The 13,550-nt window shown below is 65.5% G+C and carries 15 protein-coding genes, 1 tRNA gene and 1 pseudogene; 6 read left to right on the top strand and 11 right to left on the bottom strand.

All coding sequences use genetic code 11. The annotated features are described in order from the left end of the window. Positions 1-106: 106 nt before the first annotated feature. The gene (locus AB7F11_RS14160; protein ID WP_428291084.1) at positions 107-1,039 is read right to left on the bottom strand and encodes a YicC/YloC family endoribonuclease; all 933 of its coding nucleotides are present in this window, start codon (positions 1,037-1,039) and stop codon (positions 107-109) included. Positions 1,040-1,100: 61 nt separating this feature from the next. Here AB7F11_RS14160 and AB7F11_RS14155 point away from each other — a divergent pair, with 61 nt between their 5' ends. The 5 genes from AB7F11_RS14155 (at position 1,101) to hemW (ending at position 5,637) form a co-directional block, all read left to right on the top strand. Beyond that, positions 1,101-2,108 (top strand): serine/threonine protein kinase, encoded by a 1,008-nt coding sequence (locus tag AB7F11_RS14155; RefSeq protein ID WP_086124691.1) that lies wholly within the window; start codon positions 1,101-1,103, stop codon positions 2,106-2,108. After that, positions 2,105-3,004, top strand: coding sequence for a PP2C family protein-serine/threonine phosphatase (locus AB7F11_RS14150; protein WP_428291083.1), 900 nt, complete (start codon positions 2,105-2,107; stop codon positions 3,002-3,004). Before AB7F11_RS14155 ends, AB7F11_RS14150 begins: the two co-directional genes overlap by 4 nt. 73 nt (positions 3,005-3,077) lie before the next feature. Next, the gene (gene rph / locus AB7F11_RS14145; protein ID WP_428291082.1) at positions 3,078-3,815 is read left to right on the top strand and encodes a ribonuclease PH; all 738 of its coding nucleotides are present in this window, start codon (positions 3,078-3,080) and stop codon (positions 3,813-3,815) included. Then, positions 3,812-4,429, top strand: a complete 618-nt coding sequence (rdgB, locus tag AB7F11_RS14140; RefSeq protein ID WP_428291081.1) for an RdgB/HAM1 family non-canonical purine NTP pyrophosphatase — start codon at positions 3,812-3,814, stop codon at positions 4,427-4,429. Before rph ends, rdgB begins: the two co-directional genes overlap by 4 nt. Further along, entirely contained in the window at positions 4,426-5,637 is a 1,212-nt protein-coding gene (gene hemW, locus AB7F11_RS14135; protein WP_428291080.1) for a radical SAM family heme chaperone HemW, read from the top strand. Before rdgB ends, hemW begins: the two co-directional genes overlap by 4 nt. Positions 5,638-5,649: 12 nt before the next feature. Here hemW and AB7F11_RS14130 read toward each other — a convergent pair whose 3' ends face one another. Continuing rightward, a complete protein-coding gene (locus tag AB7F11_RS14130; protein ID WP_428291079.1) occupies positions 5,650-7,029 on the bottom strand; it encodes a heavy metal sensor histidine kinase in 1,380 nt (459 codons plus the stop codon). Continuing rightward, positions 7,026-7,709, bottom strand: a complete 684-nt coding sequence (locus AB7F11_RS14125) for a heavy metal response regulator transcription factor (RefSeq protein ID WP_428291078.1) — start codon at positions 7,707-7,709, stop codon at positions 7,026-7,028. The genes AB7F11_RS14130 and AB7F11_RS14125 overlap by 4 nt, the downstream gene beginning before the upstream one ends. Before the next feature lie 208 nt (positions 7,710-7,917). Here AB7F11_RS14125 and AB7F11_RS14120 point away from each other — a divergent pair, with 208 nt between their 5' ends. After that, positions 7,918-8,280, top strand: coding sequence for a DUF4148 domain-containing protein (locus tag AB7F11_RS14120; RefSeq protein ID WP_428291077.1), 363 nt, complete (start codon positions 7,918-7,920; stop codon positions 8,278-8,280). A 79-nt stretch (positions 8,281-8,359) separates the two neighbouring features. Here AB7F11_RS14120 and AB7F11_RS14115 read toward each other — a convergent pair. The 8 genes and pseudogenes from AB7F11_RS14115 to AB7F11_RS14080 form a co-directional block, all read right to left on the bottom strand. Beyond that, a tRNA-Ser gene (locus AB7F11_RS14115) sits at positions 8,360-8,447 on the bottom strand. 39 nt (positions 8,448-8,486) lie between these two features. Beyond that, complete coding sequence (gene ureG / locus AB7F11_RS14110) at positions 8,487-9,158, bottom strand: urease accessory protein UreG (RefSeq protein WP_428291076.1); 672 nt, start codon at positions 9,156-9,158, stop codon at positions 8,487-8,489. A 74-nt stretch (positions 9,159-9,232) separates the two neighbouring features. Further along, positions 9,233-9,970: an urease accessory protein UreF gene (locus AB7F11_RS14105; protein ID WP_428291075.1), complete on the bottom strand. Its 738-nt coding sequence runs from the start codon at positions 9,968-9,970 to the stop codon at positions 9,233-9,235. Beyond that, positions 9,942-10,469, bottom strand: a pseudogene (gene ureE, locus AB7F11_RS14100) (urease accessory protein UreE); the annotation flags it as partial. The gene AB7F11_RS14105 and the pseudogene ureE, both read right to left, overlap by 29 nt. Before the next feature lie 11 nt (positions 10,470-10,480). Then, on the bottom strand, positions 10,481-12,265 hold the full coding sequence (locus AB7F11_RS14095; protein WP_428291074.1) for an urease subunit alpha: 1,785 nt from the start codon (positions 12,263-12,265) through the stop codon (positions 10,481-10,483). 13 nt (positions 12,266-12,278) lie between these two features. Then, a complete protein-coding gene (locus AB7F11_RS14090; protein WP_428291073.1) occupies positions 12,279-12,584 on the bottom strand; it encodes an urease subunit beta in 306 nt (101 codons plus the stop codon). A gap of 14 nt (positions 12,585-12,598) precedes the next feature. After that, positions 12,599-13,186 carry a HupE/UreJ family protein gene (locus AB7F11_RS14085; protein WP_428291072.1) on the bottom strand — a complete coding sequence of 196 codons (588 nt, stop codon included), beginning with the start codon at positions 13,184-13,186 and terminating at the stop codon, positions 12,599-12,601. Between the two features lie 16 nt (positions 13,187-13,202). Beyond that, on the bottom strand, positions 13,203-13,505 hold the full coding sequence (locus AB7F11_RS14080; protein WP_428291071.1) for an urease subunit gamma: 303 nt from the start codon (positions 13,503-13,505) through the stop codon (positions 13,203-13,205). Positions 13,506-13,550 lie beyond the last annotated feature (45 nt).

Here is a 13,550-nt window from a genome sequence, read left to right as displayed (position 1 = left end):
AAGCATGCGCCTGTCTGGGACGGTGTGTTACCTCTTGGAAGAACTTTCCATTGGAAATCAACGGCTTAGGGCATCGATTTAGGGTGGCATGTGCCTCCCTAGGACCTTACTCTAAGTTCTGGACCTGTTCGCGCATCTGCTCGATCAGTACCTTCATGTCCACCGAGATTCGGGTGAGTTCCAGGTTGGACGACTTCGAACCCATGGTGTTGGCCTCGCGGTGCAGTTCCTGGATCAGGAAGTCCAGCCGCTTGCCCATGTCGGCACCTTTTTTGAGCAGACGCTCGATTTCGACCAGATGCGAATCGAGCCGGGTCAGTTCTTCGGCGACGTCAATCCGGATGGCAAAGGCCGTGGCCTCGGTCAACGCGCGGTCCTGGGCCATGTCCGAGGTGATGGTGTTGCCCAGCGCCGCTGCGGCGCCGGCGCCCAGGGCTTCGTTCCAGCGGTCGATGAAGCGCTGGCGTTGCTGTGCGACCAGTTGGGGGATCAGGGGTTGCGCGTCCTTGGCGAGCTGGCGCAGCTGGCTGAGCCGGTCAAGCAGCATGGCCGCCAGGCGCTTGCCCTCACGCTCGCGGGCGTCCAGGAGGCCGTCGAGTGCGGTCTGAGCCAGGCCCACCAGACCATCATGGAGTTCGCCCGGGCTTCCTTGCTGGCGCGCGGTGAGTTGCAGCACTTCGGCCACCGAAAGCGGAGCTGCGGTGGGCAGCCAGGTGCGCACGGCGTCCTGCAAGCCCACGAGTTTCTGGAGGTCTTGTGCGCTGGGCGGGCGTGGCAGGGCATCCGCCCGGCCTTCGATCCAGGCCCTCACCTCCACCTTGCCACGCTTCAGGCGCGTGGAGAGCATGTCCCGCAAAGCCGGTTCGGTGCCGCGCAGGTCGTCGGGCAGCTTGAAAGTGAGGTCCAGAAAACGGCTGTTGACCGATCGGATTTCGACGCCCAGGCCAGGTCTGGAATCGCGTGCCGATTCGCCGGGCCCGGCGGCGGCTGGGCCCCCGAGGTGGGCCGTGGCGTAGCCGGTCATGCTGTAAACTGCCATGGAACTGTGCCCCATCGGGTTGAGTGGTCCAAAACGAGGCGTTCCGGAAACCATCCGAATTATGTCAAAGGTCAAACCCGCACCGCTGCCACCCGACACTGTGATCGGTGGTTACCGCATCGTCCGCAAGCTCGCAGCGGGTGGGTTTGGTGTGGTGTACCTGGCCGTGGACACCGAAGGCCAGCAGGTTGCGGTCAAGGAATACCTTCCCTCTTCGCTGGCATCGCGCGGTCCCGGGGAACTCCTGCCTCAGGTGCAGCCTGAAAAACTTTCGCTGTACCGCCTCGGCCTCAAGAGTTTCTTCGAAGAAGGCCGGGCACTGGCGCAGATTTCCCACCAGTCGGTGGTGAGCGTGCTGAATTTCTTCCGCGAGAACGAGACCGTCTACATGGTGATGAATTTTCTGGAGGGCGCTTCCCTGCAGGAATTCATCATCACCGCGCGTGAGCTCAAGAAGCAGAAGGTGTTCCGCGAATCCACCATCCGCTCGCTGTACGACGAAGTGCTGCGTGGTCTGCGCATCGTGCACCAGCACAAGATGCTGCACCTGGACATCAAGCCGGCCAACATCTTCGTCACCGACGACAACCGCTCGGTGCTCATCGACTTCGGCGCCGCTCGCGAGGTGTTGAGCAAGGAAGGCAACTTCATCCGCCCGATGTACACACCGGGTTTCGCCGCTCCCGAGATGTACCGCCGCGATTCCTCCATGGGGCCGTGGACCGACATCTACGCGATCGGCGCCTGCATCTACGCCAGCATGCAGGGCTACCCGCCCAACGACGCGCCTCAGCGGCTGGAGAAAGACCGTCTGTCGCTGGCGCTGTCGCGCCTGCGGGGGGTGTACTCCGACAACCTCATCGAGGTGGTGGAGTGGTGCATGTCGCTTGATCCCCTGTCGCGCCCGCAATCGGTGTTCGCCCTGCAGAAGGAACTCAGCCGTGAGACCGAGCGCAGCTACACCAAGCTGACCGTGGCAGAAAAGATGCGCTTGCAGTTTGACAACATCGTCTCCGACAACAAGAAGGCGATGCGCAAGTCCACCGCTGCGGGTACCAAGTTTCGATGAAGTTCTCGGTCTACCAGATCAGCCGCCAGGGAGGCCGGGAGCGAAACGAAGACCGCATGGGCTATGCCTATACCCGCGAGTCCGGTCTGTTCGTTCTGGCCGATGGCATGGGTGGACACCCCGAAGGCGCCATGGCGGCCCAGTTGGCCCTGCAGACCTTCTCGGCCTACTTCCAGAAGGCCGCCAACCCCACGGTCAAGGAAGTGCCGGAGTTTCTCTCCAGCGCGCTCATGGCCGCGCACCACCAGATCATCCGCTACGCCGCCGAAAAGGGCATGCTCGACACGCCGCGCACCACGCTGGTGGCCGCTGTCATGGAGCGTGGCCATGTGCACTGGGTGCACTGTGGCGATTCGCGCCTGTACGTGGTGCGCCACGGCCAGATGCTGACACGCACGCGCGATCACTCCTACATGGAGCAGCAGGCCCACCTGGGTCGCTCCACCGACCACATCAACCGCAACATCCTGTTCACCTGCCTGGGCTCACCCGCCAAGCCGGTGTTCGATCTCTCCGGCCCCGTGCTGCTGCAGCAGGGCGACCGCGTGCTGCTGTGCTCTGACGGCCTGTGGGGTACGGTGACGGACGACGAAATCACGGCCGAATTGTCCAAGCGGCCGCTGGAGCAGGCTGTGCCTGAGCTGGTGGAGATGGCTCTCAAGCGCGGTGGCCCGCGCTGCGACAACGTGACCGTGCTGGCGATGGAATGGGAGACGGCCGACGAATTCCAGACCACACGGGTGTCCACCGAGGACATCGAGGACGGCGTGTTTGCCTCCACCATCCAGTCGGGCGTGCCCGATCCTTCCATCGAGGACATGGACGACGCGGCGATCGAACAGTCGATTGCCGAGATCAATGCCGCGATCCGCCGCACGGCAGAGCGCAACACCTGAGGTTTTCCCATGAGCGCTGCGCCGGGCCGCCCCAAGCGAGCTCGCACCGCAGTGCATAGCACGTAGGTTCCATATGAGTGAATACACACGACCCGGCCAGCGGGCCGCCGATGCTCTGCGCCCGGTGCGCATCACCCGCCACTACACCATGCATGCCGAGGGCTCAGTGCTCATCGAGTTTGGCCACACGCGGGTGCTGTGCACGGCTTCAGTGGAAGAGCGGGTGCCACCGCACAAGCGCGGCAGCGGCGAGGGCTGGCTCACGGCTGAATACGGCATGCTGCCGCGTGCCACGCACACGCGCAGCGACCGCGAGGCCGCCAAGGGCAAGCAAAGCGGGCGCACGCAGGAAATCCAGCGCCTCATCGGCCGCTCGATGCGCGCCGTGTTCGACCTGAAAGCGCTGGGCGAGCGAACCATTTCGCTGGACTGCGATGTGATCCAGGCCGACGGCGGCACGCGAACCGCGAGCATTACCGGGGCCTTCGTGGCTGCTCACGATGCCGTGGCCCAACTGCTGGCCAGCGGCAAGATCGCAGCCTCCCCCATCAAGGACCACGTGGCTGCCATTTCGGTCGGCATCCTGCAGGGCGCACCACTGCTCGACCTGGAGTACGTGGAAGACTCGGCCTGCGACACCGACATGAACGTGGTGATGACCGGTGCCGGGCATTTTGTGGAGGTGCAGGGCACGGCCGAGGGCGCGGCCTTCACGCGCCTTGAGATGGACGCGCTGCTGGCGCTGGCCGAAAAAGGCATTGGCGAACTGGTGCAACTTCAACGCACCGCATTGGGCCTTGCGCCGGCATGAAGCTGGTTCTGGCGTCCAACAATCCCGGCAAGCTCGCCGAATTGCAGGCGCTGTTTGCACCGCTGGGGGTGGAGCTGGTGCGCCAGGGTGATCTGAACATTCCGGAGGCGCCCGAGCCGCACCGCACCTTTGTGGAGAACGCGCTGGCCAAGGCCCGGCATGCTGCGCGTGAGAGCGGCCTGCCCGCACTGGCCGACGACGCCGGCCTGTGCGTGGAGGCTTTCGGCGGCCTGCCGGGGGTGGACACCGCCTACTACGCCACGCAGTTCGGCTACCCCAAAGGCGACGACCACAACGTGCGTGCCTTGCTGGAGCAGATGGCCGGTGTTGAAGACCGCCGTGCTGCGCTCGTGAGCACCCTGGTGGCCTTGCGCAGTGCCGACGATCCCGAGCCGCTGGTGGCCACCGGCCGAGCGCCGGGGCTCATCACCCGCGAACCCGTGGGCGAGGGCGGCTTCGGCTTCGACCCGGTGATGTACATCCCCGCTTTTGGCAAGACCTTCGCCCAGCTGCCCACCGAGGTGAAAAACGCCAACAGCCACCGGGGCCGCGCGGCGCAGCGCATGCTGGAACTGATGCGCGACCAGTGGTTTGCGCCCGCCTCCCTGCCATGACCCACACGAACGACGTCAGGCACTGGATGCGGCCTGGCACGCTGCAATTGCAGAGCCTGCCGCCCCTTTCGCTCTACATCCACCTGCCCTGGTGCCTCAAGAAGTGTCCCTATTGCGATTTCAATTCGCATGAATGGACCGCCACCGCCACGCTGGGGGAGGCCATGCCCGAGCAGCGCTACCTCGACGCCTTGCGCACCGACCTCGAGGCTTCGCTGCCGCTGATCTGGGGGCGCACCGTGCACAGCGTGTTCATCGGCGGAGGTACGCCCAGCCTTTTTTCGCCCGAGGCGATCGACCGACTGCTGGCCGACGTGCGTGCGCGCCTGCGCCTCGAAGCCGATGCCGAGATCACGCTCGAAGCCAACCCCGGCACCTTCGAAAAGGACCGTTTCCGCGCATTTCGCCAGGCCGGCATCACGCGCCTGTCAATCGGCGTGCAGAGCTTCAACGATGCGCACCTGAAGGCGCTGGGCCGCGTACACGACCGCGCACAGGCGCTGGCCGCGGTGGAGGAAGCGGCGCAGGCGTTCGAAACCTTCAACCTTGATCTCATGTACGCGCTGCCCGGGCAGACGCTGGTCAGCCTGGAGACCGATGTGCGCACCGCGCTGGCGTTTTCCCCGCCGCACCTGTCGGTCTACCACCTCACGCTGGAACCCAACACCTACTTTGCCAAGTACCCGCCCACCTTGCCTCCCGAAGATGAGGCATGGGCCATGCTGGACCGCATCACCGAGCTCACCGGCCAGGCCGGCCTGCAGCGCTACGAGGTTTCGGCCTATGCGCGTGAAGGCCACCGCTGCGCACACAACCTGAACTACTGGCAGTTCGGCGACTACCTTGGCATCGGCGCGGGAGCGCACGGCAAGTTGAGCTTTGCCCACCGTGTGGCCAGACCGGTGCGCGTTCGTGAGCCGCGTCTTTACATGGAACGTGCCCTGGCAGGCAACGCCGTGGTGAGCGCCGACGAGGTATCGCGCAAAGAGCTGCCGTTCGAGTTCATGCTCAATGCATTGCGCTTGCGAGAAGGCTTCGAACTGCAAGGCTTTGTGGAGCGCACCGGCCTGCCACTCTCGAGCATCGAGCCCGCACTGGCCCGCGCATTGGCTCAAGGGCTCATTGAGCGCGATGCCAGCCGGGTCTGGCCCAGCGAGCGTGGCTTCGATTTTCTCAGCGACCTGCAGGCGATGTTCCTGCCGGAGTAGAGGGTGCAGGCCTTAGCTGGCCTGCACACTGAAGCCCACGCGCGTGGTCCCGTTGCTCGACTCGGCGGCCGGGAAGCCGTCGTGCATGCGGGCGATGGCCGCCACGATGGACAGGCCCAACCCATGGTGGGGTTTCTCCAGCTCGCAACGCGAGGTGTCGGCTCGGAAGAAGCGGTCAAACAGGCGCGGCAGGTGTTCCGGCTCGATGGCCGGGCCGACGTTCTCCACCCACAGACGCACGCTGTCGCTCGACTCCCGCACGATGCGCACCCCCACGTTCGACCCCTTCTCGGCGTATCGGATCGCATTGCCCAGCAAGTTCGAAAGCGCGCGCTTGATCAGTGGTTCGTCCAGCGACACGTCGGCGTCGCCCTCGATGGTCACGTGCAGTTGCTGATCTTCGAGCGGCGCCTCGTGAAACTCCACCACTTGCCGCACCAGTTGGGCCATGCTTACCGGCTCTGCGCGCCGCGCCTTCACGCCCCGATCAGCCTGGGCCAGGAACAGCATGTCGTTGACAATGGCGGCCATGCGGTGCAACTCTTCCAGGTTCGAGTGCAGCGTCTCCTCCAGTTCGGCCACGCCGCGTTCGCGGCTGAGCGCCACTTCGGTCTGGCCGATCAGGTTGGCCAGCGGCGTGCGAAGCTCGTGCGCCACGTCCGCATTGAAGCCTTCGAGCTGCACGTAGGTGCGTTCAACCCGGTTCATCAGCCCATTGAACTGGTCAATGAGCGGCTGTAACTCTTCCACCGGCTCCGCCAGCGAAAGCCGCTGGCCCAGGCGGCGCGCGTCGATGGCCTTGGTCTGCGCGGCCAGGTCGAGCAAGGGCCGCAGGCTGCAGCGAACGCGCCAGAAAGTGCCCCAGCCGACCAGAGCCGCGCCGGCAATGACCGAACCGATCAGCAGCAAGGCCATGCGCTTCGCGGTCTTGGCGTCCTGCGAGCAGTCCAGCACCACCTTGCCAGCAAGCGCGGAGCCATTGGCAATGGGCACTGAAAAGTCCATGGCACGAGAGGTCTGCTGCGTGATGTCGAAGGTGGGCGCCGCATCGCGGTAGAGCTCGCTGCCATCGGCGCGGGTCATTTGCACGAAGGTGCCGGGTCTGCGTTCAGAGATCCAGGCCAGTTTGGCCTTGACCTCGGCCTCTCCACCCTGGGCATGGGCTTCGCGCACCACATCGACCAGCACGGCAGTGTTGCTGCGCAGCTCTTCCTCGTGCTTGGCGTTGAAGAGCATGGTGGTGGCGCCATAGATGATGGCCAGCAGCACGCCCAGACCAATCACGGTCTGGATCGCCAGCAACAGTGAGAGGCGCCGTCCAATCGAGTACGCGCAAGGCGTGGGTTCGGCCTGAGCGGTGGGTACCGCGTTGAACGTATCTGCGGCGTTCATGAGCGTTCCTCCAGCACATAGCCCATGCCACGCACGTTGTGCAGCAGCTTGGGTTTGAAGGGGTCGTCCATCTTCGAGCGCAGGCGGCGCACCGCCACCTCCACCACGTTGGTGTCCGAGTCGAAGTTCATGTCCCACACCTGTTCGGCAATGGTCGTGCGCGAAAGAATCTGCCCCTTGCGCCGCGCCAGCAGCGCCAGCAGCGCGAATTCCTTGGCGGTCAGGTCCAGCCGCTGGCCTGCGCGCCAGGCCTTGCGGCTGAGCAAGTCCATTTCCAGGTCGCTGACGGCCATGCGCGTGTTGGCGGCTGATTCAGTGGCGGAGGGCCCGCGCCGCAGGAGCGCTGCCACGCGCGCCAGCAGTTCCGAGAACGCGAAGGGCTTGACCAGATAGTCGTCCGCGCCAGCCTGCAGGCCCTGCACACGGTCTTCCACGCGGTCGCGTGCGGTCAGCATCAGCACCGGGGTGTTGCGCTTCTCGCGCAGCGCCGAGAGCACGCCGAAGCCGTCGATGCCGGGCAGCATGATGTCCAGCACCAGGAGCTGGTAGTCGCCTTCCAGCGCCAGGTAGCGGCCCTCGATGCCGTCGCGTGCCACGTCCACCGTATAGCCGGCCTCGGACAGCCCGCGCTTGACGTAGTCCGCCAGCTTGGATTCGTCTTCGATGACCAGCACGCGCATGTTGAGGGCCCTTGCAGGGGTGATAGGATCGGCGCCCCTCAGGGCACCACAAGTCCCTGAATTGTCGGGGATGGCCCGGTTTTTCTGGATTACGAATTGGTAATTCTCCTGTTCGGAAAACGACAGACCGGGTTTCTACAGTCTCTCCTGTGCCGAACACAAAGCGGCACGAAACCCCGATCCAACCACCCTCTCACAAGGAACCATCATGAAACTCTCTACCCGCATCCTTCTGCCCCTCGCCCTGACCGTTGCCGCTGGCGCCTCTTTTGCCGAAGGCCCCATCCAGGGCAATGAGGTTTTCTCCTTCACCTCCCAGGCCAGCCACGCCGAAGTCCGCGGTCAGGCCATTGCCGCTCGCAACGCCGGCCTGATCGCCAACGGCGAGATCACCCCGGTTCAAAAGACCGAAACCGCTGGCAAGACCCGTGCACAAGTGGCCGCAGAGACGGCCGAAGCCCGTCGCCTGGGTCTGCTGGACATCGGTGAAGAAATGAAGTTTGCGACGCCGGCCCAAGCCGAGCAGATTCGCATGGCTGGCCTGCAGGCCAACCAGGTTGCGGCGAAATAACGCACCACCGGCGCAGCCGGGCATGAAAATGCAAACCAGACAAAACGGGCCCTTGAGGCCCGTTGGTTTTTGGTGCAGTTGGCGGAGACGGTGAGATTCGAACTCACGGACGGTTACCCGTCGGCAGTTTTCAAGACTGCTGGTTTAAACCACTCACCCACGTCTCCGGGTGCGAACGCAATGGCCGCGATTCTAGCCTGCGCGACTCAGGCCAGCGCGGGTTCGGTAGCGCGCAACATGCCGCGCGTCTCGATGAACGTCACCACCTCGTCCAAACCCGAGAGCGTCTTGAGGTTGGTCATGACCCAGGGGCGGCGCGCGCTGTCCGGGCGCATGCGTGCGGTGTCGGTCTTCATCACTTCCAGGTCGGCACCCACGTGCGGGGCGAGGTCGGTCTTGTTGATGACGAAGAGGTCGCTCTTGGTGATGCCTGGGCCACCCTTGCGTGGAATTTTCTCGCCTGCGGCGACGTCGATCACGTAGATGGTGAGGTCGGAGAGTTCCGGGCTGAAGGTGGCGGCCAGGTTGTCGCCGCCCGACTCGATGAACACCACGTCGGCATCGGGAAACTGATCGAGCATGCGGTCGATGGCCTCCAGATTGATCGAGGCGTCTTCGCGAATGGCGGTGTGCGGGCAGCCGCCGGTCTCCACGCCCATGATCCGTTCGGCCGGCAGCGCGCCGCTGACGGTGAGCAGACGTTGATCTTCCTTGGTGTAGATGTCGTTGGTGATGGCGACCAGGTCATAGCGTTCGCGCATGGCCTTGCACAGCATTTCCAGCAAGGTGGTCTTGCCGGAGCCAACTGGCCCGCCAATGCCCACGCGCAGCGGGGGCAGCAATTTCGTGCGGTGGGGGATGTGGTGCAGGGCGGCCAAGGGTGTCTCCTTGTTGTGAAAGCTTCGGCAAGCTCAGCCAAGCTTCTCGACAGGTTCAGGGCGAACGGGATGGATCACGAGCGGAAAAGGCGAGAGTACTGCGTTTCGTGTTGGGCGGAAAGGATCGCCAGCAGCGGGGTGAAAGCCTGGCGGTGTTCGTCGGGCAGAGCCATGGCGTGGTCGACCGCGACGGGTATCTGCAGCGCCAGGCGGGCCAGCATCCGCTGGCCGGCGCTCTGGCCCAGCGGCACGGATTTGATGGCCGCCTGCACCATGTTCTCGGTCCAGCCAAAGGCATAGCCCAGCAGGCTGTCGCGCACACTGGCATCGGCGCGCGCAGCGGCGCAGGCGCACGCCACGGGGTAGGTGGGTGGGTCCAGCTGGGCGGCCTGCAATTGCTCGAACACGCCGGCACCCAGTTCGCCGAGCTGGCGCGCCCACTCCAGCAGGGAGCGCCCCATTTGCTCGCTCTGCAAACGGAATTCGAGCGTCTCACGCGTCTGCAGCACCCAGTGGTTGAGCGTCTGGATGCGCGCCAGATCGTTGTGTCGCCAGGCGGGAATGGCTTGCGCCGCCACCGCCAGGTCGGCGCGCGCCAGGCCCAGGTGCAACTGGTCGGCAAGCCAGTTCGCGGCGCTGTGTTCGTCGGTCACCAGGCCGGCGTCCACGGCGGCTTCCAGGCCTTCGGAGTAGGAGAAACCGCCCACCGGCAGCGCAGGTGATGCCAGCCAGAGGATCTGCAGCAGGCCCGATGCCGAGCGCGCGGGCTCGCCGGGGTCAGCCGTGGTCATGCCCGTGTACGTGGTGGGCATGACCGTGCCCGTGGTGATGGCCATGACCAGCGCCCTGGGCGCCGTAGGCACCACCCTCGGGCTCGAACGGCTCGCGCGCATCCACCACCGTGAGGTGCATGGCTCTCAGCATGTCGGCCAGCACATGGTCGGGTTCGATCTTGAGGTGGTCGGGCTGCAATTCGATGGGGACGTGCCGGTTGCCCAGGTGGTAGGCCGCGCGCATGAGGTCGAAGGCCTGTTCGTGCGCGGGATGGTCTGGGCAGGCGGTGATGCGAAGCACGGGCTGCGGCGCGGCCACCACGCGCAGGAACGATCCGTCCTGAGTGAGCAGCACGTCGCCGCCGCGCACCACGGTGCCGCGCGGCAGGAACACGCCCACGTGGCGCTCGTCCGAAGCGGTGGCGTCGAAGCGGCTCTTCTGCCGCACGTCCCAGTCCAGCACGAGCTGGGCAGCGCGCTGCACCAGGGTGGGCGCCAGGCCTTTGCCCTGCGGAATGAGCTTGGAGACTTGCAGCATGAACCGACGGATCAGAACAGGAAGTAGCGTTGTGCCATGGGCAGCACGCTGGCCGGCTCGCAGGTGAGCAGCTGGCCATCGGCGCGCACGGCGTAGGTTTGCGGGTCGATCTCCATCTTCGGCAGCAGGCCGTTGTGCACCATGTGGCTCTTGGTCACGCCGCGGCAGCGCTGCACCGCCACCAGTGGCTTGTGCAGGCCGAAGCGTTCACCCACCCCGGCCGACAGCGCGGCCTGAGAGACGAAAGTGAGGCTGCTGCGGGCCAGGGCGCCACCGAAGCTGCCGAACATGGGCCGGTAGTGCACCGGTTGCGGCGTCGGGATGGAAGCATTGGGGTCGCCCATGGCGGCCAGCGCGATGCTGCCGCCCTTGATGACGATGGTGGGTTTGACACCGAAGAAGGCGGGTTTCCACACCACCAGATCGGCCCACTTGCCCACCTCGAGCGAGCCAACGACGTGTGAAATGCCGTGGGCGATGGCGGGGTTGATGGTGTACTTGGCGATGTATCGCTTGACGCGGAAGTTGTCGTTGCGCGAATCCCGATCGGCCTGAGCTTGTCGAAGGCCAGGTTCAGTCCGACCCGTCGACAGGCTCAGGGAGACCGGTTCGGGTGCCAGCCAGCCGCGCTGGCTTTTCATCTTGTCTGCCGCCTGCCAGGTGCGGATGATGACTTCGCCCACGCGGCCCATGGCCTGGCTGTCGCTGCTCATCATGCTGATGGCGCCCATGTCGTGCAGGATGTCTTCGGCCGCAATCGTCTCGCGGCGGATGCGGCTCTCGGCGAAGGCCAGGTCTTCGGCGATGCCGGCGTCCAGGTGGTGGCACACCATCAACATGTCCACATGCTCATCGAGCGTGTTGACGGTGTAGGGCATGGTGGGGTTGGTGGAGGAGGGTAGGAAGTTGGCCTCCCCCACCACGCGCAGGATGTCGGGCGCGTGGCCACCGCCGGCGCCCTCGGTGTGGAAGGCGCACAGGCTGCGGCCCTTGGTCGCCGCAATGGTGTTCTCCACAAAACCCGATTCGTTGAGCGTGTCGCTGTGGATCGCGACCTGCACGTCGGCCGCTTCGGCCACGCTCAGGCAGTTGTCGATGGCGGCGGGCGTGGTGCCCCAGTCCTCGTGCAACTTCAAGCCGATCACGCCGGCGTTCACCTGCTCGTGAAGCGCCGCCGGCAGGCTGGCGTTGCCTTTGCCCAGAAAACCCAGGTTCATCGGCAGGCCGTCGGCGGCCTGCAGCATGCGTTCGATGTGCCAGGGCCCAGGGGTGCAGGTGGTGGCAAAGGTGCCCGTGGCAGGCCCGGTGCCGCCGCCGAGCATGGTGGTGATGCCCGATGTCAGGGCTTCGTCCACCTGCTGCGGGCAGATGAAGTGGATGTGGCTGTCGATGCCGCCGGCCGTGACGATGTGGCCTTCGCAACTGATGACTTCGGTGCCGGGGCCGATGACGATGTCCACGCCCGGCATGGTGTCGGGGTTGCCGGCCTTGCCGATGGCCACGATGCGGCCGCCTTTCAAGCCGATGTCGGCCTTCACGATGCCCCAGTGGTCGACGATGACGGCGTTGGTCATCACCGTGTCCACGGTGCCCTCGGCGCGCGTGCGCTGGCTTTGGGCCATGCCGTCGCGGATGGTCTTGCCGCCTCCAAACTTCACCTCTTCGCCGTAGCCGCCGGCGTTGAGCGTGAAGTCATTTTCGATCTCGATCATGAGGCCGGTGTCGGCCAGGCGAAGGCGGTCGCCCACGGTGGGGCCGAACATGTCGGCATAGGCGCTGCGGGGAATGCTGGCCATGGGTGTGTATTTCTCAGAGCGCGCCCTGGATCAGGCCGCGAAAGCCATAGACATGGCGGGTGCCAGCGAAGTCCACCAGTTCCACCGTGCGCTGTTGTCCGGGTTCGAACCGCACGGCGGTGCCGCTGGCGATGTTCAGGCGCATGCCGCGTGCGGCGGTGCGATCAAAGTCGAGCGCGCCGTTGGTTTCGGCAAAGTGGTAGTGCGAGCCGACCTGAATGGGCCGGTCGGCGGTGTTCTTCACCACCAGGGTGAGGGTGCGGCGGCCGGGGTTGAGCGAGTGCTCGCCCGCGTCGATGAGGAGTTCGCCGGGAATCATGTGATGTCCTCTGCTCAGCCGGCCAGCAGGCCCCAGGCCATGTTCAGCCCCATCAGCGCGACCAGGCCGCCAGCCACGCGCGGCAGCCACGCATGGGCGCGCTTGAGGCCCAGGCCCAGGGCGATGCCCGTTGCGTGCAGCAGGGCCGTGCCCAGCACCATGCCGGCCAGTGCGGCCCCGTCGGCGAGTTCCTGCCCGTGGGCCGCGCCGTGAAAAAGCGCGAATGCGCCCACCAGCAAGGCGCCCGTTGCTTCGGGCAGCTGCACCCGTGCGGCAAGGAGCAGGCCCACCACCAGCATGGAGGCCGCGATCATGGGTTCGATGGCGGGAAAGGCCACGCCCGCCTGCGCCAGAAGTGCGCCCACCAGCAGCAAGGCCGCAAACGACACCGGGGCGACCCACAGGCGCCGCGTGGTCATGGCGCTCCACACGCCCACTGCGAGCATCGCGGCCAGGTGGTCCAGTCCGGTGACGGGGTGCAGGAAGCCGGCCAGCATTCCGCCGTGGTCATGGGCATCGCCCACGTGTGCAGCGGCGGAAAACGACAGGGCGGCAAGGGCCACGGCGGGCAGGCCGCGCTTGATCCATGAGGCGAAGGTCATCGGTGGCTCCAGGTGCTTAGACGATGGGTTGGTGAACGGTCACGAGCTTGGTGCCGTCGGGGAAGGTGGCCTCGACCTGGATGTCGGGGATCATCTCGGCGATGCCCTCCATCACGTCGGCGCGGGTGAGCACGCTGCGGCCTTCGCTCATGAGCTGGGCGACGCTCTTGCCGTCGCGAGCGCCCTCCATCACGGCGGCGGTGATCAGGGCGATGGCTTCGGGGTGGTTGAGTTTGAGGCCGCGCGCGCGGCGCCGCTCGGCGAGCAAGGCGGCGGTGAAAATCAGCAGCTTGTCTTTTTCTCGGGGCGTGAGTTCCATGGTGGTGCGGGCGCTCTCTTCGGTCTTGCTTGAGTGGGTGGGTCA

Origin of the sequence: Hydrogenophaga sp., assembly GCF_050250835.1 — a bacterium.
Classification (GTDB): domain Bacteria; phylum Pseudomonadota; class Gammaproteobacteria; order Burkholderiales; family Burkholderiaceae_C; genus Hydrogenophaga.
This window is presented reverse-complemented; position numbering and strand designations above follow the sequence as displayed.

Bases quoted from the DNA above. Each gene is read 5' to 3' on its own strand.
- AB7F11_RS14105 (WP_428291075.1), bottom strand. From the start codon at position 9,970: ATGCCCACCACGTACACGGGCATGACCACGGCTGACCCCGGCGAGCCC.
- AB7F11_RS14150 (WP_428291083.1), top strand. From the start codon at position 2,105: ATGAAGTTCTCGGTCTACCAGATCAGCCGCCAGGGAGGCCGGGAGCGA.
- hemW (WP_428291080.1), top strand. From the start codon at position 4,426: ATGACCCACACGAACGACGTCAGGCACTGGATGCGGCCTGGCACGCTG.
- AB7F11_RS14130 (WP_428291079.1), bottom strand. From the start codon at position 7,029: ATGAACGCCGCAGATACGTTCAACGCGGTACCCACCGCTCAGGCCGAA.
- AB7F11_RS14085 (WP_428291072.1), bottom strand. From the start codon at position 13,186: ATGACCTTCGCCTCATGGATCAAGCGCGGCCTGCCCGCCGTGGCCCTT.
- AB7F11_RS14080 (WP_428291071.1), bottom strand. From the start codon at position 13,505: ATGGAACTCACGCCCCGAGAAAAAGACAAGCTGCTGATTTTCACCGCC.
- AB7F11_RS14090 (WP_428291073.1), bottom strand. From the start codon at position 12,584: ATGATTCCCGGCGAACTCCTCATCGACGCGGGCGAGCACTCGCTCAAC.
- rdgB (WP_428291081.1), top strand. From the start codon at position 3,812: ATGAAGCTGGTTCTGGCGTCCAACAATCCCGGCAAGCTCGCCGAATTG.
- AB7F11_RS14160 (WP_428291084.1), bottom strand. From the start codon at position 1,039: ATGGCAGTTTACAGCATGACCGGCTACGCCACGGCCCACCTCGGGGGC.
- AB7F11_RS14125 (WP_428291078.1), bottom strand. From the start codon at position 7,709: ATGCGCGTGCTGGTCATCGAAGACGAATCCAAGCTGGCGGACTACGTC.
- AB7F11_RS14155 (WP_086124691.1), top strand. From the start codon at position 1,101: ATGTCAAAGGTCAAACCCGCACCGCTGCCACCCGACACTGTGATCGGT.
- AB7F11_RS14120 (WP_428291077.1), top strand. From the start codon at position 7,918: ATGAAACTCTCTACCCGCATCCTTCTGCCCCTCGCCCTGACCGTTGCC.
- rph (WP_428291082.1), top strand. From the start codon at position 3,078: ATGAGTGAATACACACGACCCGGCCAGCGGGCCGCCGATGCTCTGCGC.
- AB7F11_RS14095 (WP_428291074.1), bottom strand. From the start codon at position 12,265: ATGGCCAGCATTCCCCGCAGCGCCTATGCCGACATGTTCGGCCCCACC.